This window comes from Rhodococcus sp. IEGM 1408 (genome assembly GCF_033142235.1).
Taxonomy (GTDB): Bacteria; Actinomycetota; Actinomycetes; order Mycobacteriales; family Mycobacteriaceae; genus Dietzia.
Genome location: NZ_JAWLRW010000006.1, coordinates 50,085 through 72,192, shown reverse-complemented (window position 1 = coordinate 72,192; position 22,108 = coordinate 50,085). Strand labels below are relative to the sequence as shown.

The window sequence follows — 22,108 nt, the reverse complement described above, 5'->3', positions numbered from 1 at the left end:
CTGTGCGTGAGGCGCAGACGAGCGCACCTAGAATGGGTCGGGGTCGCCGGCCGTTTACTCGGCGGCCCGTGATCAAACGGAAAGGCCACACCATGCTCTCCCGCATCGACCTGCGCGGTCGCACCCTCGGCACCGCCGAGCTGCGACGCACACTCCCGCGAGGCGCCGCCGATGTCGACTCCGTCGTCGACACCGTGCGCCCGGTGGTGGAGTCGGTCCGGGAGCACGGGGCCTCCGCAGCCCTCGACTACGGCCGGAAGTTCGACGGCGTGCGGCCCGCCTCGGTCCGCGTGCCCGCCGAGGTCATCGCCGAGGCCGGCGAGACCCTCGACCCGGACGTGCGCGCGGCGCTCATCGAGGCCATCCGCCGCGCCCGCATCGTCCACTCCGCCCAGCGGCGCTCGGACACGGTCACCGAGGTCGCCGCCGGCGGCTTCGTCACCGAGAAGTGGGTGCCGATCGAGCGGGTGGGGCTCTACGTCCCCGGCGGAAAGGCCGTGTACCCGTCGAGCGTCATCATGAACGTCGTGCCCGCGCAGGTCGCCGGCGTCGGCTCACTCGTCGTCGCCTCGCCGCCCCAGGCGGACTTCGGCGGCTGGCCGCACCCCACCATCCTCGGCGCGTGCGCCCTCCTCGGCGTCGAGGAGGTCTGGGCCGTCGGTGGCGGCCAGGCCGTCGCGCTGCTCGCCTACGGCGGTGAGGACACCGACGGCCGCGAGCTCGAGCCCGTCCACATGGTCACCGGCCCCGGCAACGTCTACGTCACCGCGGCCAAGCGACTGTGCCGCAGCGTCGTGGGTATCGACTCCGAAGCCGGACCCACCGAGATCGCCGTGCTGGCCGACGACACGGCCGACCCCGTCCACATCGCCTACGACCTCATCAGTCAGGCCGAGCACGACCCCAACGCGGCGAGCGTGCTGGTCACCGACTCCGAGCAGCTCGCCGACGCCGTCGCCCGCGAGGTCGAGGCCCGCTACACCGTCACGCTCAACGCCGACAGGGTCCGCGAGGCGCTCGAGGGCCCACAGTCGGGCATCGTCCTGGTGGACTCCATCGACGCCGGCCTTCGGGTGGTCGACGCGTACGCGGCCGAGCACCTCGAGGTGCAGACCCGCAACTCCGCCGCCCACGCCGCGCGCGTGCGCAACGCCGGCGCGATCTTCGTCGGTGCGTACTCGCCGGTGCCACTGGGCGACTACGCGGCCGGCTCCAACCACGTGCTGCCCACCTCGGGAACCGCGCGGCACTCCTCGGGGCTCAGCGTGCAGACCTTCCTCCGGGGCATCCACGTCATCGACTACGACCAGGCGGCTCTCAAGGAGATCGCCCCGACCGTCGTCGCCCTCGCCGACGCCGAAGGACTCCCCGCCCACGGCGAGGCCGTCCGTGCGCGCTTCGAGGACCTCGCCGCCCAGGAGGAGGAGAAGTGACTTCCGTGCCCCGTCCCGGTATCGGCCTGGACGCGCTGCCGCTGCGTGAGAACCTGCGCGGCCAGAGCGCGTACGGCGCCCCGCAGCTCGAGGTGCCCGTGCAGCTCAACACCAACGAGAACCCGCACCCGCCCAGCCCGGCGCTCGTCGCGGACATCGCGGCGGCCGTGTCCGAGGCCGCGACCGACCTCAACCGCTACCCGGACCGCGACGCCGTCGAGCTGCGCACCGACCTCGCGGCCTACCTCACCCGCCAGACCGGCGTCGAGGTGGACGTGGACATGGTGTGGGCGGCCAACGGCTCCAACGAGATCCTCCAGCAGCTGCTGCAGGCCTTCGGCGGGCCGGGGCGCAGCGCCATGGGCTTCGTGCCCAGCTACTCCATGCACCCGATCCTCGCGGCGGGGACGGACACCGAGTGGATTCCCGTCGACCGCGGAGCGGACCTGGCCATCAACGTGGAGACCGCGCTGGCGGCCATCGCCGAGCGCCGCCCCGACGTCATCTTCGTCACCACCCCCAACAACCCGACCGGACACGCGGTCGAGCTCGAGGACCTGCGCCTCATCCTCGACGCGGCGCCGGGTCTGGTCGTGGTGGACGAGGCGTACGCGGAGTTCTCGCCCTCGCCCAGCGCGTGCACGCTGCTGGCCGAGTACCCGGCGAAGCTCGTGGTCTCGCGGACGATGAGCAAGGCGTTCGCCTTTGCCGGCGGCCGGCTCGGCTACTTCGCGGCCGACCCCTCGTTCGTCGAGGCGGTCCTGCTGGTGCGGTTGCCGTACCACCTGTCCGTGATCGCGCAGGCCGCTGCGGGCGCCGCGCTGCGGCACGCCGACGAGACCCTGGCCTCCGTCGCGCTGCTCGCCGAGGAGCGCAAACGCGTCACCGCCGGGCTCCAGGAGCAGGGGTACGACGTGCTGCCCAGCGAGGCCAACTTCGTCCTCTACGGACCGTTCACCGACGCTCCGCGGGCGTGGCGCCGCTACCTCGACGCAGGGGTCCTCATCCGCGACGTGGGCATCCCGGGTCGACTTCGTGCGACCATCGGTCTGAGTACCGAGAACGACCGGCTGCTGCAGGTGAGCGCCGAACTGGCGGCCGAGGAGATCGGGACCGCAGGCACGACTGAGACCCGAACCGAGGAGCAGCGATGAGTGAGCAGACCGCACGGCGGGGCCGCGTCGAGCGGACGACCCGGGAGTCGTCGATCGTCGTGGAGATCGACCTCGACGGCACCGGACAGACCGACATCGCGACCGGGGTGCCGTTCTTCGACCACATGCTCACCGCGTTCGGCCAGCACGGCGCCTTCGACCTGACGGTCCGGGCGACGGGCGACATCGAGATCGAGGCGCACCACACCGTCGAGGACACCGCCATCGTCCTGGGCCAGGCGCTCGGGCAGGCGCTCGGGGACAAGCGCGGCATCCGCCGGTTCGGCCAGAGTTCGATCCCGATGGACGAGACCCTCGCCGAGGCGATCGTCGACGTCTCCGGGCGGCCGTACTGCGTCCACACGGGCGAGCCCGACATGATGATCGGCTACCTCATCGTGGGTCATGACAGCGCGCCGTACGGCACCGTGCTCAACCGGCACGTGTTCGAGACCCTGGCCTCGCACGCCCGCATCGCGCTGCACGTCCGCGTGCACTACGGGCGCGACCCGCACCACATCACCGAGGCCGAGTACAAGGCAGTGGCCCGGGCGCTGCGCGCTGCCGTGGAAGCGGACCCGCGGATCACCGGGATCCCCTCCACCAAGGGCGCGCTGTGATGCCGGCGTGACCCCCGCGGTCAAGAAACCGGGAGCGTTCGCACAGCTGGCCCGCACGCCCGGCGTGCCGGCGGCGTTCGTCCTGGTGCTGCTCGCCTTCGGTGGCTTCTCCCTGCTCCTGCCCGTCGTCCCGCTTGCGGTGGTGCGGGGCGGTGGCAGCGAGCTGGTCGCCGGCGCGACCACCGGCGTGTTCATGACGGTCACGGTCCTGGTCCAGTTGCTCACCCCCAGGCTGACCACTGCGCTCGGCTACCGCTGGGTACTGGCCATCGGCAGCGCGCTGCTCGGCTTGCCGTCGGGGGTGCTGGCGCTGTCCGACGGGCCGTTCGCGGTCCTGGCCGTCAGCGGTGTCCGCGGCGCAGGCTTCGGCCTGATGACGGTCGCCGGGTCCGCGCTCGTCGCGGAGCTCGCGCCACCGGGGATGCTCGGCCGCGCCACCTCGCTGATCGGGCTCGCGGTGGGGATCTCCGAGGCGATCTTCCTGCCGGTCGGACTGTGGCTCCTCGAGGCGTTCGGCCTGGCGACGGTGGCCTGGGGGGCGACGGCGTTCGGTGTCGTCGGTCTGGTCGCGGCGGCGCGACTGCCCGACGTGCACCCGGCCCCGGCCCAGGAGTCCGACCCGGCCGCGCTCAGTCGTAAGGCCGTGCTCGTCCTGCTCGCCGGACCCTTCCTGGTCATGGTCGCGGTGTCCCTGCCGTACGGTGCGGCGGCGTCGTTCCTCTCCCCGGCACTGGACTCGATCGTCTCCGGCAGCGGCGCCGTGGTCGCGGGCGTGGGACTCGGACTGCTGGGCGTCGGCGTGATCGTGGGCCGTACCTTCGCCGGGCTCATCTCCGACCGCCGCGGACCCGGCGCGCTGGTCTGGCCCGGACTGGTGGTCTCCGCGCTCGGCATGGTCGGCATCGCCGGCCTGCTCTCGGTGTCCGCGAACCCGTGGTTGTTCATCGCGCCGGCGGTGGTGTTCGGCCTCGGGTTCGGCGCCGTGCAGAACGAGGCCCTCGTCGGCTCGTTCGAGCGGATGCCGCGCTCCCGCCTCGGAACCGCGTCCGCGTCGTGGAACATCTCCTTCGACGCCGGAACCGGTCTCGGTTCGGTGGTCATGGGCGGGTTCGCCGGATTCGGTTATGTGGTCCTGTTCACCATCGCTGCCGGCGTCGTGCTGGTGGTGGGCGGCCCTGCTGCGGTGGGTGCCCGGCGCACCCGACCGAAGCGGGATCTGTCCGGATCTGCCAGTGTCGGACCCTGACGTAAACTGGGCGCATGACCTCACCGGCCACGCGAGTGGCGCTCCTCGACTACGGCTCCGGCAACCTCCGCTCGGCTCACCGCGCGCTCGAGCGGGTCGGCGCGCACGTCGAACTCACGTCGGATCCCAGGGTGGCCACCGAGGCCCAGGCGCTCGTCGTGCCCGGAGTCGGTGCGTTCGCAGCGTGCATGCAGGGGCTCAACGGGGTCCAGGGACCGCGGATCATCGGCGAGCGCCTGGCTGGAGCCCGTCCGGTGCTGGGGATCTGCGTGGGTATGCAGGTCATGTTCGAGCGGGGCACGGAGTTCGCGGACGGTGAGCACGAGGGCTCGGCCGGTGCCCCGGGCTGCGGGGAGTGGCCCGGAGTGGTCGAGCGACTCGAGGCCCCGGTGCTGCCGCACATGGGCTGGAACACCGTCGAGGCCGCCGAGGAGAGTGTCCTCTTCGCGGGCATGCCCGCCGACGAGCGCTTCTACTTCGTCCACTCCTACGGAGTGCAGCGGTGGGAGATGGAACCGTCGGACCACCTGAGGCCGCCGGATGTCACCTGGGCGGAGCACGGCACGCGGTTCATCGCCGCGGTGGAGAACGGCCCGCTGGCGGCCACACAGTTCCACCCGGAGAAGTCCGGTGACGCCGGTCTGCACCTGCTGGAGAACTGGATCAAGTCTGTTGGCTGACCGCGGTGTGGACAAGCGCGGTGACGGTCCGGCGCCGATCTCGTTCGCGACCCTCGCGCTGGGTGTCGCCGGCGCGGGCGTGCTGTTCCTGGGGCTGACGACTCTCGCGGTCGCCCTGCTCCCGCTCCCGCCCGTGGGCAAGGCCGTCGTCGCGCTGGTCGGTGTGGTCCTGACCATCACGGCCATGGGTGTGGCGTCCAATCGCATCACGGCCAGGGCCATCCGCGCTGAGTACGGCGACGACCCCCACGAGGGGCCGGACGAGCGGCCGGACGAGGGGCCGGACGAGCACCCCGCGGAGGCGTCGGGACCGGCAGAGGGCGATGATCAGCCCCGCCGTGCTGACGGACTAGGCTGACCGTCGTGACCAACGCTTCCTATCTCGAGCTCCTGCCCGCCGTCGACGTCGCTGACGGCCAAGCCGTCCGACTGGTTCAGGGGGAGGCCGGGACCGAGACCTCGTACGGATCGCCGCTGGAAGCCGCACTGCAGTGGCAGCGCGACGGGGCCGAGTGGGTCCACCTGGTGGACCTCGACGCCGCGTTCGGGCGCGGGTCCAACCGAGAGCTCCTCGCCCAGGTCGTCGGCGAGCTCGACGTCAAGGTCGAGATGTCCGGCGGGATCCGCGATGACGACTCGCTCGAGGCCGCCCTCGCCACCGGCTGCGCCCGCGTCAACCTCGGCACCGCTGCGCTGGAGGACCCCGAGTGGTGCGCCTCGGCCATCGCCCGGCACGGCGACCGCATCGCGGTGGGGTTGGACGTCCGCGTGGTCGACGGGGAGCCCCGGCTCCGCGGGCGCGGCTGGGTGTCCGACGGTGGCAACCTCTGGGAGGTGCTCGAGCGTCTGGACAAGGACGGTTGCGCACGTTACGTCGTCACCGACGTCTCCAAGGACGGGATGCTGAGCGGCCCGAACCTCGAGATGCTCTCCCAGGTCTGCGCGGTCACCGAGGCGCCCGTGGTGGCCTCCGGCGGGGTGTCCACGGTCGCCGACCTCGTGGCCATCGCCACCCTCGTGCCCGAGGGGGTCGAGGGCGCCATCGTGGGCAAGGCCCTCTACGCCGGCCGCTTCACCCTTCCCGAGGCGCTCGCCGCCGTCAGCGTCCGCTGAAACCACCGAGTTCACCGAGTCCACTGTGTCCGCCGCGACCAGTTGGTAGCTCCACACCGCACGACCTCGCCCGCATGATCCCGAGCAGGAGGCCCGAGATGACCGATCAGACCGGAAACACCCTGCCGTCGGACTTGTCCATCGACCCGGCGGAGGCGCTCGCACTGGCGGTCCGCGTCCTCGAGGACGTCTCGCCCCGCTTCATCGAGGGACTGGGCGCCGAGGGCACCCGCAACAAGGGTTCGCGCAACGACTTCGCCACCGAGCTCGACCTCGAGCTGGAGCGTCGGATCACCGACGCGCTCCGGGAGGGCACCGGGCTCGAGGTGCACGGCGAGGAGTTCGGCGGGCCGCCCGTCAACGAGGGCACCCTCTGGGTGGTCGACCCCATCGACGGCACGGCCAACTACTCCCTCGGCATCCCCACCACCGGCATCCTCGTCTCCCTCATCCACGAGCGGCAGCCGGTGCTCGGGCTGACCTGGCTCCCGCTGCTCGGCCTGCGGTTCACCTCCCTCGCCGGGGGTCCGCTCAAGGAGAACGACCAGGTGGTCCCGCAGATCGCCGATGCCTCGATCCGGGACGTCGCGTTGGGACTGGGTTCGCTCAACACCGGCGCCCGGACCACCTACCCCCCGGCCTACCGTCGCGAGGTGTTCGAGCAGCTCACGCTCGACGCGGCCCGGACCAGGAAGTTCGGCTCGACGGGCGTCGACCTGTCGTTCGTGGCCTCGAGCCGGTTGTCGGCCGCGGTGAGCTTCGGCAACTACGCGTGGGACAACGCGGCGGGTGCCTCGCACATCCGCGCCGCGGGAGGAGTGGTCACGGATCTGACCGGCGAGCAGTGGTCGACTGACTCCCAGTCGATCCTCGCGGCCGGCCCGCGGGCCCACGGCGAGGTGCTCAGCACCATCCGCCAACTCGGCGACCCCGGCAACTTCTTCGAGGCCGGCCGCCGCCGGCCGACCCCCGAACCCGAGGGCAACCGCCCCGGGCTCGACGGGGAGCGGTGATCCGGCCATGACACTCGCTACCCGGGTCATCCCGTGCCTCGACGTGGACGCCGGCCGCGTGGTCAAGGGAGTCAACTTCCTCGACCTGCGGGACGCCGGCGACCCGGTCGAGTTGGCCGCCGCCTATGACGCACAGGGAGCGGACGAGCTCACCTTCCTCGACGTGACCGCGTCGTCGTCGGGCCGCGGCACCATGATCGACGTGGTCAGACGCACCGCAGAGCAGATCTTCATCCCCCTCACCGTCGGCGGCGGGGTGCGCGCGGTCGCGGATGTCGACGAACTGCTCCGCGCCGGCGCGGACAAGGTGAGCGTCAACACCGCCGCCATCGTCCGCCCGGAGCTCCTGGCCGAACTCAGCCGACGCTTCGGTTCGCAGTGCATCGTCCTGTCCGTCGACGCCCGGACGGTCCCCGAGGGCGACGCCCCCACACCCTCCGGCTGGGAGGTCACCACCCACGGCGGCCGTCGCGGTACGGGGATCGACGCCATCGAGTGGGCTCGCCGGGGTCAGGACCTGGGCGTGGGGGAGATCCTGCTCAACTCCATGGACGCCGACGGCACCAAGGCCGGCTTCGACCTGGCGATGGTGCGGGCGGTCCGCGAGGCCGTCACCATCCCGATCATCGCCTCGGGCGGCGCGGGCGCGGTCGAGCACTTCGCGCCCGCGGTTCACGCCGGCGCCGACGCGGTGCTCGCCGCCAGCGTCTTCCACTTCGGCGAGATGACGATCGGCGACGTCAAGAAGGCGTTGGCGGCAGACGGGATCGCGGTCCGATGAGCGATCACACCCTCGACCCGGCCATTGCCGACCGGCTCACCCGCAACGCCGACGGTCTGATCGCGGCGGTCGTGCAGGACGCCACGTCGGGCCGCGTGCTCATGATGGCGTGGATGGACGACGCGGCGCTCGCCGCGACACTCGCCACCCGGCGCGGGGTGTACTTCTCGCGGTCCCGCGGGCAGCGCTGGGTCAAGGGGGAGTCCTCCGGCCACGTGCAGCACGTGCGCGGTGTGGAGATCGACTGCGACGGTGACACCGTCCTGCTCCGCGTCGACCAGACCGGGGCCGCCTGCCACAACGGCACCACCAGCTGCTTCGACACCCAGACACTGCTGGCCGACGCACCCCTAGCGGAGGAATGACCCCGTGCCCTTCATCCAGATCAACCAGCTCGACGGAATGGACTCCGAGTCCAAGGCGCGGGTGATCGAGGCCGTCACCTCCGCCTACGCCGAGGCGTCGGGGAAGGACCCGGCCAAGGTGTGGGTGCACGTCAACGACATGCCGCACGACTCGTTCGGGATCGGCGGCCGGGTCTTCGGATGAGCACCACGACCACCACCTTCGAGCAGTTCCGGGCGCTCGCCGCGGGACACCGGGTCGTGCCCGTGGTGCGCACGGTGCTCGCCGACTCGGAGACGCCGCTCTCCGCCTACGACAAGCTGGCCGCGGACCGTCCGGGCACCTTCCTGCTGGAGTCGGCCGAACACGGTCGGTCGTGGTCACGGTGGTCGTTCATCGGCTGCGGTGCGGCGGCCGCGCTGACCGTCGACGAGGCCGGCGAGGCCATGTGGTGGGGACACGTCCCGGCCGGCGCGCCGACCGGAGGCGACCCCCTCGACGCACTGCGCCGGACCCTGGACCTGCTGCGGACCGACCAGATCGCCGGACTGCCGCCGCTGACGTCCGGGATGGTCGGGTACCTCGGCTACGACATCGTGCGGCGGCTCGAGCGGATCACCCCGGACACGGTCGACGACCTCCACGTCCCGGAGCTCGTGCAGCTGCTGGCGGGAGACCTGGCGGCGTTCGACCACCACGAGGGCCGAATCCACCTCATCGCCAACGCCGTCAACTGGGACGGCAGCGACGACAGGGTCGAGGAGGCCTACGCCGAGGCGGTGGCGCGGGTGGAGTCGATGACGGCGAGGCTGGCGGCCCCCGGCGCCGGCGGGGTGAGCGTGTTCGACACCCCGGTCCCGCAGGTGCGCCGCCGCACCGACGAGGCGACCTATCACTCCCGGGTGGCGGAGATCATCGAGCAGATCTACTCCGGCGAGGCCTTCCAGGTGGTGCTCAGCCAGCGCTTCGAGATGGACACGTCCGCCTCGCCCCGCGACGTGTACCGGATCCTGCGCACCACCAACCCGAGCCCCTACATGTTCCTGATGACGATCCCGGACGGCACGGGCGAGGACGGTTTCGGCGGTACCGCGTTCACGATCGTCGGGTCGAGCCCCGAGGCGCTGGTCACCGTGCAGGACGGGCAGGCCACCACCCATCCGATCGCCGGGACCAGGCCGAGGGGGGACGACGACGAGCGCGACATCCTGCTGGCCAAGGACCTCGTGGAGGACGCCAAGGAGAACGCCGAACACCTCATGTTGGTCGACCTCGGCCGCAACGACCTCGGCCGGGTCTGCGAACCGGGCACGGTAGTGGTGACCGAGTTCCGTCAGGTGGAGCGGTACAGCCACGTCATGCACCTGGTGTCGACCGTCGTGGGCCGCCTGTCGGAGGGGCGCACCGGCATCGACGCGGTGACCGCGTGCTTCCCGGCCGGCACCCTGTCGGGCTCGCCCAAGCCCCGCGCGCTGCAGATCATCGAGGACCTCGAGGACACCCGGCGCGGGGTGTACGGGGGAGTGGTCGGCTACGTCGACTTCGCGGGAAACGCCGACCAGGCCATCGCCATCCGGTCCGCGATCATCAAGGACGGGACCGCGTACGTGCAGGCCGGCGCGGGGATCGTGGCCGACTCGGTGGCCGCCTCGGAGGACGAGGAGTGCCGCAACAAGGCCATGGCCGTCCTGCGCGCGGTCGCCGCCGCGGACACGCTGCGGGACGCCGGCGCGGCCGGTCCCGCACCCACTGCAGGACCGGCACCCGCAGCCGGTCCCGCACCAACCGCGGGGGAGACCCGGTGACCCAGCGCGCCCGGCTCCTCGCCCCCGTCGGGCTCCTGCTCGTCGGCGCCGCCCTGGTGTGGATCGCCTCCCGGATGGTGTGGCTGGACGTCGTGGCGTTCAACGACCAGTCGGGTGAGGCGCGCCGCAGCCTGGTGGGCGCGGACTGGCAGCCCGCGCTGGTCCCACTGGCACTGGGCGCGCTGGCCGCGGTGGCGGCGGTGACCCTGGTCCGGGGCACCGGGGCACGGGCGGTCGGGGCGGTCATCGTGCTCCTGGGCCTGGCCACCGGAGCCCTCCTGCTGTCGACAGTCGGTGACGTCGATCGTGACCGGGTCCATTCGGCGGTGACGGGCGAGCAGGATCTCGGCCGCACCAACGCCGGGCCCGGGACCACGGCGGCGCAGACGGTGCCGGAATGGTCGGAGATCACCGAGGTCTCCACCCGGGCCGCCGGACCGGCCCTCACCGGCGCAGGGGCGCTGGCGCTCATCGCTGCCGGGGCGTTCCCGATCGCCCGGCCCGCACGAAAAGTGCAGAGCGACAGCCGCTACGAGACCCCCGCAGCCCGCCGCGGGGAGTCGGAGGCCTCCGGTGCCGACACCGCCAACACCGGTCGCGCCGACACCGCCGATACCGGCCGCGACCTGTGGCGGGAGCTCGACGACGGCCGCGATCCCACCAGCTGAACGGCGGCGTCGGGTACCCGATTCGGGAACTGCGGGTGTGACCTCTATTGTTGATATCGATCACACTTCTTGCCCCATCTCAGCTGAGGGAGGTCGCGGTGGCCACCGTGCTCGACTCGATTCTCGACGGGGTCCGTGAGGACGTCGCAGCCCGCGAGTCCGTCATGGACCTCGCTGCCGTCAAGCAGGCCGCCAAGTCGGCCCCGGGCCCGCGGGATGCGCTCAAGGCGCTCAGGAGCCCCGGCGTCGGGGTCATCGCGGAGGTCAAGCGCGCCAGCCCGTCCAAGGGAGTGCTCGCCGAGATCCCCGATCCGGCGGTGCTGGCCCGGATGTACGAGGAGGGCGGCGCGCGCGTCATCTCCTGCCTCACCGAGGAGCGTCGCTTCAACGGCAGTCTGGCCGACCTCGACGCGGTCCGCCGCGCGGTCGACATCCCGGTACTCCGCAAGGACTTCGTGGTGGGGCCGTACCAGATCCACGAGGCCCGGGCACACGGGGCGGACCTGGTCCTCCTCATCGTCGCCGCGCTCGAGCAGGACGCGCTGGCGTCCCTCCTCGACCGCACCGAGTCGCTCGGCATGACCGCCCTGGTGGAGATCCACACCGAGGAGGAGGCCGACCGGGCCCTGGAGGCCGGCGCCACCGTCATCGGCGTCAACGCCCGCAACCTCAAGACCCTCGAGGTCGACCGCGACGTGTTCTCCCGCATCGCGCCGGGGTTGCCGTCCGACGTCGTCAAGATCGCCGAATCGGGCGTCCGGGACGCCGCCGACCTCCTCGCGTACGCCAGCGTGGGGGCCGACGCGGTGCTCGTGGGCGAGGGACTGGTGACCCACGGCGACCCGCGCGCCGCGTGCAACGCCCTGGCCACCGCGGGTGCGCACCCGTCCTGCCCGCGGGGACCCCGCTAAGCCCCTGCCGCGTGCTTCCGGCAGACTGGGAGCCGTGAATTCTAACGAGCTGACACCGCTGCCCTCGATGGGAGACGTGCTCCGGACCACCACCGGACACGAGCCCGACCAGCGAGGCCATTGGGGATCGTTCGGCGGGCGCTACGTGCCCGAGGCGCTGATGGCGGTCGTCGACGAGGTCGCCGATGCCTACGCCAAGGCCCGCGCCGACGACGCCTACCTCGACGAGCTGGACAACCTCCAGCGCCACTACTCGGGTCGGCCGTCCCCGCTGTACGAGGCCAAGCGCTTCGGGGCGGAGATCGGTGCCCGCGTGTTCCTCAAGCGCGAGGACCTCAACCACACCGGGTCGCACAAGATCAACAACGTGCTGGGTCAGGCGCTGCTCGCCGATCGCATGGGCAAGAAGCGGGTGATCGCCGAGACGGGGGCCGGCCAGCACGGCGTGGCCACCGCGACCGCGTGCGCGTTGCTGGGCCTGGAGTGCAAGGTCTACATGGGCGCGGTGGACGTCCGCCGACAGGCGCTCAACGTGGCCCGGATGCGGCTGCTCGGCGCCGAGGTAGAGGCCGTGGAGATCGGCTCCGCCACGCTCAAGGACGCCATCAACGAGGCCATGCGCGACTGGGTGGCGCACGCGGACGACACGTACTACGCGTTCGGAACCGCTGCCGGTCCGCACCCGTTCCCGCTGATGGTCCGCGACTTCCAGCGGATCGTCGGCACCGAGGCCCGGGCGCAGATCCTCGACCAGGCCGGTCGGTTGCCCGACGCGGCCGTCGCGTGCGTGGGCGGTGGGTCCAACGCCATCGGTCTCTTCCACCCCTTCATCGACGACGAGGCCGTCCGTCTCGTGGGCTGCGAAGCGGGTGGTGACGGCGTCGAGTCCGGGCGGACCGCCGCGACCGTCAACGCCGGTCGGCCGGGTGTCTTCCAGGGCTCCTACGCCCACCTCATGCAGGACGAGGACGGTCAGACCATCGACTCGCACTCGATCTCGGCCGGGTTGGACTACCCCGGGGTCGGCCCCGAGCACTCCCATCTGGCCCAGATCGGTCGGGCCGAGTACCGCCCGGTGACCGACACCCAGGCGATGGACGCCTTCGCGCAGCTGTGCCGGACCGAGGGGATCATCCCCGCGATCGAGTCCGCGCACGCGATCGCCGGAGCCGCCCAGCTCGCCGCCGAGGGCGTGGACCTGATCCTGGTCAACGTGTCGGGCCGCGGTGACAAGGACGTCGACACCGCCGCCCGGTGGTTCGGACTGTTGGGCGGGGGGACCCCGCCCGAAGCCGGGGTGGATTCGAGTCAGGGCCCCGACGACGGCGAGGGTGCGTACGCAGACGGGGGAGTCGAGGGATGAGCGTTCTCAGTGACGTGTTCGAGCGGTGCCGGAGCGAGAACCGGGCCGCCCTCATCGGGTACTACCCGGCGGGATATCCCACTCTGGACGGGTCGATCGACGCCGTCCGGACGCTGGTCGAGAACGGTTGCGACGTCGTCGAGGTGGGCATCCCGTATTCGGATCCCATGATGGACGGACCCACCATTCAGGCCGCCGCCGACGTGGCGCTGGAGGCCGGCTTCCGGGTCCGCGACACCTTCGCGGTGGTGCGGGCGGTGGCGGAGGCCGGCGCGGTCCCCGTGGTGATGAGCTACTGGAACCCGATCCTGCAGTACGGCGTGGACCGGTTCGCGGCGGAGCTCGCGGCCGCCGGGGGCACCGGCGTCATCACCCCTGACCTCATCCCCGACGAGGCCGAGGACTGGATCGCGGCGTCGGACGCGCACGGGATCGACCGGGTGTTCCTCGTGGCCCCGTCGTCGACGCCCGAGCGGCTCGCCATGACGCTGTCCCACACGGGTGGCTTCGTCTACGTCCAGGCGGTCATGGGGGTCACCGGCGCGCGCGACGTGGTCTCGGACGCGCCCCGCACCCTCACGGCCCGGGTCCGGGAACTCTCGGGCCTGGCCTGTGGCGTCGGGCTGGGCGTCCGCAACGGTGAGCAGGCCGCGGAGATCGCCTCCTACGCTGACGGCGTGATCGTGGGCTCCGCCCTCATCACCGCGGCCACCGAGGGCGGCGACGCGCTCGCCAGGCTGACCGCCGAGTTGGCAGAGGGCGTGCGGCGCCCCGGGGCCGGATCGTGATCCCGAGTCCTCCGCAGGGGGTCTGGGAGATCGGACCCTTCCCACTGCGTGCCTACGCGCTGTGCATCATCCTCGGCATCGTCGTGGCCATCTGGTGGGGCGAGAAGCGCTGGGTCGCCCGCGGCGGGCGCGAGGGCGTCGTTCTCGACACCGCACTGTGGGCCATCCCCTTCGGCCTGGTCGGCGGGCGCCTGTACCACGTGGCCACCGACTGGTACCGCTACTTCGGCGAGGGGAAGAACCCCGTCGACGCGCTCAAGATCTGGGACGGCGGCCTGGGGATCTGGGGAGCTGTCGCCCTCGGTGCGGTCGGTGCATACATCGGTCTGCGGCAGCAGGGCATCCGGGCGATCGGCGCGTTCGGTGACTCGGTGGCCCCGGGGATCGTGCTCGCGCAGGGCATCGGGCGCCTGGGGAACTACTTCAACCAGGAGCTGTACGGCCGCGAGACCGACGTGCCGTGGGCGCTGGAGATCTACCAACGTTACGACGAGGCGTACGGGTACTCCGAGGCCATTGGGCGTTCCACCGGCCAGGTGCTCGCCACCGTCCACCCGACCTTCCTCTACGAACTGCTGTGGAACGTCCTGGTGGCGATCCTGCTGGTGCTGATCGACCGGCGGTTCCGGATGGGCCACGGCCGACTCTTCGCCCTCTACGTGGCCTTCTACTGCTTCGGCCGGTTCTGGGTGGAGCTGCTCCGCGCGGACTCCGCCACCGAGGTCCTCGGGTTGCGCATCAACACCATCGTCTCGGTCGTCGTCATGGTGGTCGCTCTGATCTACGTGTGGCGCGCCCGGCGTGGCCGCGAGGATGCGTCGGAGCTCCGCGCCCCGGCCGACACCGCGGCGGACGGGACGAACCCGGCCGTCACGGCCCCAGACGGCAAGGCGGAGAACAACACTGCTCCGAACGGCACCGCGGGCGTCCCGACTGGGGAGTCCCAGGAGGACATACCCCCGTTGACCGGCCATTGACCTGGGGTTAACCGGCCGTCTCGATGAGGGGACTAGATTGGGACGAGTGAATCGTCGTACCAAGATCGTCTGCACCCTGGGTCCCGCCGTCGCCTCCGAGGCTGGAATCCGTGAACTCGTCGACGCGGGGATGAATGTCGCCCGGTTGAACTTCAGTCACGGAGATCACTCCGACCATGAGGCCAACTACCGCTGGGTCCGCAAGGCCTCGGATGAGTCGGGGCACGCCGTCGGCGTGCTCGCCGACCTCCAGGGCCCCAAGATCCGCCTCGGCCGCTTCATCGAGGGCAAACACGAATGGGCGGAGGGCGACAAGGTCGCCATCACCGTCGCGGAGGTGGAGGGGACCAGGGAACGCGTCTCCACCACCTACAAGGGGTTGGCTGCCGACGCCCGGCCCGGCGACCGACTGCTCGTGGACGACGGCAACATCGGCCTCACCGTCGAGCGGGTCGAGGGCGAGGACGTCCACTGCGTCGTCACCGAGGGCGGCACGGTCTCCAACAACAAGGGCGTGTCCCTGCCGGGGATGAACGTCTCGGTGCCGGCGCTGAGCGAGAAGGACATCGCGGATCTGCGGTTCGCGCTGGCGCTGGGCGTGGACTTCATCGCCCTGTCCTTCGTCCGCTCGCCGGCGGACGTGGACCGGGTGCACGAGATCATGGACGAGGTCGGGGTGCACGTCCCGGTGATCGCCAAGCTCGAGAAACCCGAAGCGGTCAAGAACCTGGAGTCCATCGTCCTGGCCTTCGACGCCATCATGGTGGCCCGCGGCGACCTGGGCGTGGAACTGCCCCTGCAGGACGTGCCGCTGGTCCAGAAGCGCGCCATCCAGATCGCGCGGGAGAACGCCAAGCCGGTCATCGTGGCCACCCAGATGCTCGAGTCCATGATCACCAACTCCCGGCCCACCCGGGCGGAGGCCTCGGACGTCGCCAACGCCGTCCTCGACGGTGCCGACGCCGTCATGCTCTCGGGTGAGACGTCCGTGGGCAAATACCCGTTCGAGGCGGTGCGGACCATGTCCTCCATCGCGCTCGCGGTCGAGGCCGACTCGACCGCCGCCCCGGCCCTGGTCCACATCCCGCGGACCAAACGTGGGGTCATCTCGTACTCGGCTCGGGAGATCGGGGAGCGGCTGGGGGCCAAGGCGCTCGTCGCGGTCACCTCGACCGGAGACACGGTGCGGCGGCTGGCCCGCCTGCACAGCCACCTGCCGCTCATCGCGATCACCGGCGATCCCCGGATCCGCAGCCAACTGTCCCTCACGTGGGGGACCGAGACGTTCCTGACCGATCGCGTGAACGAGACGGCAGAGCTCGTCAAGGTCACCGACGAGCTGCTGCTCCCGCTCGAGGGGTACAACGAGGACGACCTCATAGTGATCGTCGCGGGCAACGTCCCCGGCGTCGAGGGGTCGACCAACTTCATCCTCGTGCACCGGATGGGCGAAGCAGATCACTGATCACCGTTAGGTAACAGTCCGGCAGCGCCGGTGAGCACCCCCGCTCACCGGCGCTTCTGTATGTAATTGTGCTTTCGGCGTGACAAGGCCGAGACACTTCTGTTACCTTTCTGGAGGTCGCCGGGGAAGCCGGTCGGCACACAGCTTCACCAACGCATTGAATCCCGAGGTTTCCCTGATGTCCGACGCCACTCGCATCTCCTTCACCGAGCTCGCCGACCGACTCGGTGCAGCCGGTCCGGCAGCGACCGCAGGCCGCCACCGCGCCGCCCGCTCCGGCCACGGCATGGGACGCATTGTCGCCGGTGCCGTCGCCGGTGCCGCGCTCTCCGGTGGCGTCGCGATGGCCGCCGCCCCCGCAGCCTCCGCACAGTCGGCCGAGATGCCCAGCCCGGAGCAGCTCGGCCAGATGGCCCAGGACTTCGCGCAGGGCATCGGCCTGAGCGAGGCGCAGATCCGCGACTACGCCCTCGACCCAGCCCTCGCCCTCGGTTCGGTCGGGTTGCCGGCGCCCGGTGGCTCGCACGCGCCGACCAACGGGGCGATCACCTCGCCCTTCGGCCCGCGCTGGGGCACCTTCCACAACGGCACCGACTTCGGCGCCCCCATCGGTACCCCGATGTACGCGGTCAAGTCCGGCAAGGTCGTCGCCGCCGGACCGGCCTCCGGCTACGGCCTGTGGATCCGCATCCAGACCGACGACGGCTACCTGCTCGAGTACGGCCACAACGACGCGAACTACGTCTCCGTGGGCCAGCGCGTCAACGCCGGCCAGGTCATCGGCACCGTGGGCAACCGCGGCTACTCGACCGGCCCGCACCTGCACTTCGGCGTCCGCAACGCGGGCGGCCAGTGGATCGATCCCGTGCCGTGGCTGCGTGCCAACGGCGTCGCCGTCTGATCTCTCACCGCGACTGACGCTCGATCGCGCCCCGTCTCCCATAGGGAGGCGGGGCGCTGTTCGTTGGCAGGGCTGTTCGTTGGTGGGCAGTGCGTTGGCGGGCCGCCCAATCGGCTTCTCTGACAGAGTGGACGCGAGTAGTCCACTTCGATAGGAAGAGTCGTCAATGTCGCAGACCGTCAAGGGCGTCATCGCCCGCAGCAAGGGTGCCGAGGTCGAGCTCGTCGACGTCGTGGTCCCCGATCCGGGCCCCAACGACGTCATCGTCCGCGTGCAGGCGTGCGGCGTCTGCCACACCGACCTCGCGTACCGCGACGGCGGGATCAACGACGAGTACCCCTTCCTCCTCGGTCACGAGGCCGCGGGCATCGTTGAAACCGTCGGCGACCGGGTCACCCACGTGGCCGAGGGCGACTTCGTCGTCCTCAACTGGCGCGCGGTGTGCGGGGAGTGCCGCGCCTGCAAGCGTGGGCAGCAGCAGTACTGCTTCGCTACCCACAACGCGTCGAAGAAGATGACGCTCGCCGACGGCACCGAGCTCACCCCCGCCCTGGGGATCGGCGCGTTCATCGACAAGACCCTGGTCCACGAGGGCCAGTGCACCAAGGTCGACGGATCCGCCGACCCGGCCGTGGCCGGGCTGCTCGGCTGCGGCGTCATGGCCGGCATCGGTGCGGCCGTCAACACCGGCGGGGTCACCCGCGGCAAGTCCGTCGCCGTGATCGGGTGCGGCGGCGTCGGTGTGGCCGCCGTCGTGGGCGCCCGTCTGGCCGGCGCCTCCCCGATCATCGCGGTGGACATCGACGACACCAAGCTCGAGTGGGCCAAGGACTTCGGAGCCACCCACACGATCAACTCGACCAGCGCGGACCCGGTCGCAGGCATCCAGGAGCTCACCGGTGGCTTCGGCGCCGACGTCGTGATCGACGCGGTGGGCCGGCCCGAGACCTACGAGCAGGCCTTCTACGCCCGCGACCTGGCCGGCACCGTGGTCCTGGTGGGCGTCCCGACCCCGGAGATGCGGCTGGAGCTGCCGCTGTTGGACTTCTTCGGCCGCGGCGGTTCGCTCAAGTCCTCCTGGTACGGCGACTGCCTGCCCGAGCGGGACTTCCCGATGCTCGTGGACCTGCACCTGCAGGGTCGACTCCCGCTGGAGAAGTTCGTCTCCGAGCGCATCGGCATCGACGGCGTCGAGGCGGCCTTCGGCGCGATGAAGTCCGGTTCCGTCCTCCGATCGGTGGTGACGTTGTGAGCGAGATCTTCACCAGTGCCGGCTACGCCGGGGGCCTGCGCATCGAGAAAGTGGTGACGAGCGGCATCTTCGCTCTCGACGGCGGCGAGTGGGAGGTGGACAACAACATCTGGATCCTCGGGGACGACTCCGAGGTGTTCGTCATCGACGCGGCCCACACGGCGCAGCCGATCATCGACGCGGTGGCCGGCCGGAAGGTCCGCGGCATCCTCTGCTCCCACGCGCACAACGACCACATCACGGTGGCGCCGGAGCTGTCGGAGAAGCTCGACGCGCCGATCCTCGTCCACCCCGGCGACCAGATGCTCTGGGACGAGACCCACCCGGAGGTCTCGCACGGCGACCTCTCCGACGGGCAGCGCCTGGAGATCGCCGGCACCCGCATCGACGTGATGAACACCCCCGGCCATTCACCCGGGTCGTGCGTCTTCCATGTCCCGGAGGCGGGAGTGCTGTTCTCCGGCGACACGCTGTTCTCCGGGGGGCCGGGAGCCACGGGCCGCTCCTACTCGGATTTCCCGACCATCATCACCTCGATCCGCGAGCGCATCCTCACGCTGCCCGCGGAGACCCTGGTGCACACCGGGCACGGCGACGGCACGAAGGTCGGCGAGGAGTCGCCGCACCTGGAGGAGTGGATCAAACGCGGGAGCTAGACCGCGGGAGTTGGAGCGCGGGAGTTGGACCGCGGGAGTTTGACCGCGGAGTCGGACCGTGGCAGTCGGGTCACTGGCAGGGAGAGTGCTGACGGAGCGAGGGGGGTGGAGATGACGACGACGAGGCCGGCAACCGCGGACCCCGGCAACACCCCGTGGCACACCCTCGCCACCGACGAGGTGCTCTCCCGCCTCGGAGCGGGGCCCGCGGGGCTGACCCGCTCCGAGGCGTCGCAGCGGCTGTCCGAGCACGGGCCGAACACGCTGCCCGAGGCGGAGCGGGTGCCGGCCTGGCGGCGGATCCTGCGGCTGTTGGCCGATCCGATGATCCTCGTGCTGGCGGTGGCGGCTGTGGTGAGCGCGGGGGTCTCCCGGGAGTGGGAGACCCCTGTGGTCATCCTCCTGGTGGTGGCGCTCAACACGGTCCTCAACTATGTCCAGGAGTCCCGCGCCGAGGAGAGCCTGGCCGCGCTGCGCGACATGTCGGTACCGCACAGCCGGGTGGTGCGCGACGGGTCCGAGGTCGAGGTGGACAGCGCCGACCTCGTGCCGGGTGACGTGGTGGTGGTGGAGTCCGGCGACCGGGTCCCTGCCGACGGCCGGGTGCTCGAGGCCTCCCGGTTCCAGGTGGCGGAGTCGGCGCTGACCGGCGAGTCGCTCCCCGTGGACAAGACGGCCGGCGCGGTGGCCGCCGCGGACGCCCCGCTGGGGGACAGAACCGGGATGGTGTTCATGAACACCGAGGTCACCCGCGGTCGGGCGCGGGTGGTGGTCACCGGCACCGGCGAGCGCACCGAGATGGGTGCGATCGCCGACCTCCTCGGCGGCGCGGGGGTCGAGCAGACCCCGCTGCAGCGCCGGATCGGCGTCCTGGCCCGCGTCCTCACGGCGATCGCGTTGGCCGTGGTGGCGCTGGTCATGGGGATCGGTCTGCTGCGCGGACAGTCGTGGGAGGACATGCTCCTGTCCGCGGTCTCGCTCGCCGTGGCGACCATCCCGGAGGGTCTCACCGCCGTCGTGGCGTTCACCCTCGCCATGGGCGCGTCCCGGCTCGCCCGGCAGGGGGCGATCATCAAGAACCTCGCGGCGGTGGAGACCCTCGGGTCGACGAGCCACATCGCCACCGACAAGACGGGCACCCTCACCCTCAACCAGATGACCGTGACGCGGATCGTCGCAGGCGGGTCGGTCTACTCGGTCACCGGTACCGGTTACGGCGCGTCGGGGACCGTCCTGTCCTCCGACCCGGACGCCCAGCCGGACCTCCGGCGGGCCGCGGTGGCCATGGCACTGTGCAACGACGCGATCGTGTCAGGCGGCGAGCTCGTCGGGGACCCCACCGAGGGCGCCCTCCTCGTGGCGGCCACCAAGTGCGGTCTGGACGTCGAGGGTCTGCGCGCCGCGCGGCCCCGGCTGGCCCAGGTGCCCTTCGACACCGACTACAAGTTCATGGCCACCGTCAACCGCTCCCCGGGCGGGGAGCTCGCGCTCAGCGCCAAGGGCGCCACCGGTGCGCTGCTGCCGCGCTCGACCCATGTGTGGGACGGCGCGAAGGCCGTGGAGCTCACCGACGAGTCGCGCGAGGGGATCCGGCGGGCGACCGACGAGCTCGCGGCGCGGGGACTGCGGACCCTGCTGGTGGCGGGGCGTCCGGTCGGGGCCGAGGTTGAAGAAGGCGGGGTCGACGAGGCGGCTGTCGACGAAGACATGCTCCTGGACGCCGTCCGCGGCCTTACCGTGTTCGCGGTGGTCGGCATCGTCGACCCACCGCGCAAGGAGGCCGCCGAGGCCATCCGGGTCGCGCGCGAGGCGGGCATCTCGGTCCACATGATCACGGGCGACCACCTCGTCACGGCCTCCTCCATCGCCCGCGACCTCGGGATCGAGGGTCAGGCCGTGAGCGGGGCGGAGCTCGATGACATGGACGACGACGAGTTGCTCGATCGAGCCCGTGGGCTCGGGGTGATGGCACGCGTGTCGCCGGAGCACAAGATCCGGATGGTCCGGGCCCTGCAGTCCGGCGGGGACGTGGTGGCGATGACCGGCGACGGCGTCAACGACGCCCCCGCGCTCAGTCAGGCCGACATCGGCATCGCGATGGGGATCACCGGCACGGACGTGTCCAAGGGCGCCGCCAACATGGTACTGACCGACGACAACTTCGCGACCATCGTCTCGGCCGTCGAGCAGGGTCGCGGAATCTACGACAACATCATCAAGTTCGTGAAGTTCCAGCTCACCACCGCGTGGGCGTTCGTGTTGGTGTTCCTGGCCAGCGGGTTGTTCGGGTTGGCGGCCGTGCCGTTCACCGCCCTGCAGGTCCTCCTGGTCAACATCGTCATGGACGGGCCGCCGGCGATGGCCCTCGGCGTGGAGCCGGTGGAGAAGGACGCGATGCAGCGGCGTCCCCGGCCGGCCGACGAACAGATCCTCACCCCGGTACGCGTGGCGCGCATCCTGTGGCTCGGTGTGGTGATGGCCTCCGGGACCCTGGCGGTCCTGGCGTTCGCCGGCACCGCGTTCCCCGAGCGCGCGGGCGTGCCGTTGTTCGCCACCACCTTGGCCTATGCGACCTTCGTCTTCTACCAGGTGTTCAACCTGATGAACGTCCGGTCCACCAACGGCTCGGTGTTCTCCCGCGACATGGCGCACAACGTGCCGATCTGGGTGGCCCTGGCCGCGGTCCCGCTACTACTGGTGGCCGTGGTGGAGGTGCCCTTCCTCCAGGGGATCTTCGACACCACCTCGCTGCACGCCGACGAGTGGCTGCTGGCTCTCGCGGTGGCCTCGTCGATCCTCTGGCTCGAAGAGCTCCGCAAGATCGGGGTGCGGTGGCGTTCTCGGCGGGACCACGGGTCGGGCAGGATGGTGGAGGTCTGACGCGCTCTCCTCGAGGGCGCCGCCGCCGCGACACACGGGTAGCGCGACATGGTCAGG

At 71.2% G+C, this 22,108-nt stretch carries 22 protein-coding genes; all 22 read left to right on the top strand.

Going from position 1 to position 22,108, the window contains the following annotated elements; translation table 11 throughout:
- The first annotated feature begins 92 nt into the window (after positions 1-92).
- The 22 genes from hisD (at position 93) to R4P08_RS10920 (ending at position 22,051) form a co-directional block, all read left to right on the top strand.
- Positions 93-1,433 carry a histidinol dehydrogenase gene (gene hisD, locus R4P08_RS11025; RefSeq protein WP_317814084.1) on the top strand — a complete coding sequence of 447 codons (1,341 nt, stop codon included), beginning with the start codon at positions 93-95 and terminating at the stop codon, positions 1,431-1,433.
- Entirely contained in the window at positions 1,430-2,587 is a 1,158-nt protein-coding gene (locus R4P08_RS11020; protein WP_317813891.1) for a histidinol-phosphate transaminase, read from the top strand. The genes hisD and R4P08_RS11020 overlap by 4 nt, the downstream gene beginning before the upstream one ends.
- Positions 2,584-3,207, top strand: coding sequence for an imidazoleglycerol-phosphate dehydratase HisB (gene hisB, locus R4P08_RS11015; RefSeq protein WP_317813890.1), 624 nt, complete (start codon positions 2,584-2,586; stop codon positions 3,205-3,207). Before R4P08_RS11020 ends, hisB begins: the two co-directional genes overlap by 4 nt.
- Positions 3,208-3,214: 7 nt before the next feature.
- Complete coding sequence (locus tag R4P08_RS11010; protein WP_317813889.1) at positions 3,215-4,453, top strand: MFS transporter; 1,239 nt, start codon at positions 3,215-3,217, stop codon at positions 4,451-4,453.
- A 14-nt stretch (positions 4,454-4,467) separates the two neighbouring features.
- On the top strand, positions 4,468-5,133 hold the full coding sequence (hisH, locus tag R4P08_RS11005; protein ID WP_317813888.1) for an imidazole glycerol phosphate synthase subunit HisH: 666 nt from the start codon (positions 4,468-4,470) through the stop codon (positions 5,131-5,133).
- Positions 5,126-5,491 (top strand): hypothetical protein, encoded by a 366-nt coding sequence (locus R4P08_RS11000; protein WP_317813886.1) that lies wholly within the window; start codon positions 5,126-5,128, stop codon positions 5,489-5,491. Before hisH ends, R4P08_RS11000 begins: the two co-directional genes overlap by 8 nt.
- Positions 5,492-5,496: 5 nt before the next feature.
- Entirely contained in the window at positions 5,497-6,246 is a 750-nt protein-coding gene (priA, locus tag R4P08_RS10995) for a bifunctional 1-(5-phosphoribosyl)-5-((5-phosphoribosylamino)methylideneamino)imidazole-4-carboxamide isomerase/phosphoribosylanthranilate isomerase PriA (protein WP_317813885.1), read from the top strand.
- Positions 6,247-6,344: 98 nt separating this feature from the next.
- Positions 6,345-7,259 carry an inositol monophosphatase family protein gene (locus tag R4P08_RS10990; protein WP_317813884.1) on the top strand — a complete coding sequence of 305 codons (915 nt, stop codon included), beginning with the start codon at positions 6,345-6,347 and terminating at the stop codon, positions 7,257-7,259.
- 7 nt (positions 7,260-7,266) lie between these two features.
- Complete coding sequence (gene hisF, locus R4P08_RS10985; protein WP_317813883.1) at positions 7,267-8,040, top strand: imidazole glycerol phosphate synthase subunit HisF; 774 nt, start codon at positions 7,267-7,269, stop codon at positions 8,038-8,040.
- Positions 8,037-8,405, top strand: coding sequence for a phosphoribosyl-AMP cyclohydrolase (gene hisI / locus R4P08_RS10980; RefSeq protein WP_317813882.1), 369 nt, complete (start codon positions 8,037-8,039; stop codon positions 8,403-8,405). Before hisF ends, hisI begins: the two co-directional genes overlap by 4 nt.
- A gap of 4 nt (positions 8,406-8,409) precedes the next feature.
- Entirely contained in the window at positions 8,410-8,589 is a 180-nt protein-coding gene (locus tag R4P08_RS10975) for a tautomerase family protein (protein WP_317813881.1), read from the top strand.
- Positions 8,586-10,190, top strand: coding sequence for an anthranilate synthase component I (locus R4P08_RS10970; protein ID WP_317813880.1), 1,605 nt, complete (start codon positions 8,586-8,588; stop codon positions 10,188-10,190). Before R4P08_RS10975 ends, R4P08_RS10970 begins: the two co-directional genes overlap by 4 nt.
- Positions 10,187-10,858 (top strand): TIGR02234 family membrane protein, encoded by a 672-nt coding sequence (locus R4P08_RS10965; RefSeq protein ID WP_317813879.1) that lies wholly within the window; start codon positions 10,187-10,189, stop codon positions 10,856-10,858. Before R4P08_RS10970 ends, R4P08_RS10965 begins: the two co-directional genes overlap by 4 nt.
- A gap of 98 nt (positions 10,859-10,956) precedes the next feature.
- The gene (trpC, locus tag R4P08_RS10960) at positions 10,957-11,769 is read left to right on the top strand and encodes an indole-3-glycerol phosphate synthase TrpC (RefSeq protein ID WP_317813878.1); all 813 of its coding nucleotides are present in this window, start codon (positions 10,957-10,959) and stop codon (positions 11,767-11,769) included.
- A 67-nt stretch (positions 11,770-11,836) separates the two neighbouring features.
- Entirely contained in the window at positions 11,837-13,132 is a 1,296-nt protein-coding gene (gene trpB / locus R4P08_RS10955; RefSeq protein ID WP_317814083.1) for a tryptophan synthase subunit beta, read from the top strand.
- Positions 13,129-13,920 (top strand): tryptophan synthase subunit alpha, encoded by a 792-nt coding sequence (trpA, locus tag R4P08_RS10950; protein WP_317813877.1) that lies wholly within the window; start codon positions 13,129-13,131, stop codon positions 13,918-13,920. Before trpB ends, trpA begins: the two co-directional genes overlap by 4 nt.
- Positions 13,917-14,897: a prolipoprotein diacylglyceryl transferase gene (gene lgt / locus R4P08_RS10945; RefSeq protein ID WP_317813876.1), complete on the top strand. Its 981-nt coding sequence runs from the start codon at positions 13,917-13,919 to the stop codon at positions 14,895-14,897. Before trpA ends, lgt begins: the two co-directional genes overlap by 4 nt.
- A 46-nt stretch (positions 14,898-14,943) precedes the next feature.
- On the top strand, positions 14,944-16,362 hold the full coding sequence (gene pyk / locus R4P08_RS10940) for a pyruvate kinase (RefSeq protein WP_317813875.1): 1,419 nt from the start codon (positions 14,944-14,946) through the stop codon (positions 16,360-16,362).
- Between the two features lie 178 nt (positions 16,363-16,540).
- Positions 16,541-17,263: a M23 family metallopeptidase gene (locus R4P08_RS10935; RefSeq protein WP_317813874.1), complete on the top strand. Its 723-nt coding sequence runs from the start codon at positions 16,541-16,543 to the stop codon at positions 17,261-17,263.
- A gap of 166 nt (positions 17,264-17,429) precedes the next feature.
- The gene (locus R4P08_RS10930; protein ID WP_317813873.1) at positions 17,430-18,515 is read left to right on the top strand and encodes an S-(hydroxymethyl)mycothiol dehydrogenase; all 1,086 of its coding nucleotides are present in this window, start codon (positions 17,430-17,432) and stop codon (positions 18,513-18,515) included.
- Entirely contained in the window at positions 18,512-19,171 is a 660-nt protein-coding gene (locus tag R4P08_RS10925; protein ID WP_317813872.1) for an MBL fold metallo-hydrolase, read from the top strand. The genes R4P08_RS10930 and R4P08_RS10925 overlap by 4 nt, the downstream gene beginning before the upstream one ends.
- 111 nt (positions 19,172-19,282) lie before the next feature.
- A complete protein-coding gene (locus tag R4P08_RS10920; RefSeq protein ID WP_317813871.1) occupies positions 19,283-22,051 on the top strand; it encodes a cation-translocating P-type ATPase in 2,769 nt (922 codons plus the stop codon).
- The last annotated feature ends 57 nt before the right edge of the window (positions 22,052-22,108 follow it).

Excerpts from the sequence above, each read along its gene's own strand:
- hisD (WP_317814084.1), top strand. The coding sequence starts at position 93 with ATGCTCTCCCGCATCGACCTGCGCGGTCGCACCCTCGGCACCGCCGAG.
- hisB (WP_317813890.1), top strand. The coding sequence starts at position 2,584 with ATGAGTGAGCAGACCGCACGGCGGGGCCGCGTCGAGCGGACGACCCGG.
- hisH (WP_317813888.1), top strand. The coding sequence starts at position 4,468 with ATGACCTCACCGGCCACGCGAGTGGCGCTCCTCGACTACGGCTCCGGC.
- R4P08_RS10990 (WP_317813884.1), top strand. The coding sequence starts at position 6,345 with ATGACCGATCAGACCGGAAACACCCTGCCGTCGGACTTGTCCATCGAC.
- hisF (WP_317813883.1), top strand. The coding sequence starts at position 7,267 with ATGACACTCGCTACCCGGGTCATCCCGTGCCTCGACGTGGACGCCGGC.
- hisI (WP_317813882.1), top strand. The coding sequence starts at position 8,037 with ATGAGCGATCACACCCTCGACCCGGCCATTGCCGACCGGCTCACCCGC.
- R4P08_RS10970 (WP_317813880.1), top strand. The coding sequence starts at position 8,586 with ATGAGCACCACGACCACCACCTTCGAGCAGTTCCGGGCGCTCGCCGCG.
- trpB (WP_317814083.1), top strand. The coding sequence starts at position 11,837 with ATGGGAGACGTGCTCCGGACCACCACCGGACACGAGCCCGACCAGCGA.
- trpA (WP_317813877.1), top strand. The coding sequence starts at position 13,129 with ATGAGCGTTCTCAGTGACGTGTTCGAGCGGTGCCGGAGCGAGAACCGG.
- R4P08_RS10935 (WP_317813874.1), top strand. The coding sequence starts at position 16,541 with ATGTCCGACGCCACTCGCATCTCCTTCACCGAGCTCGCCGACCGACTC.
- R4P08_RS10930 (WP_317813873.1), top strand. The coding sequence starts at position 17,430 with ATGTCGCAGACCGTCAAGGGCGTCATCGCCCGCAGCAAGGGTGCCGAG.
- R4P08_RS10920 (WP_317813871.1), top strand. The coding sequence starts at position 19,283 with ATGACGACGACGAGGCCGGCAACCGCGGACCCCGGCAACACCCCGTGG.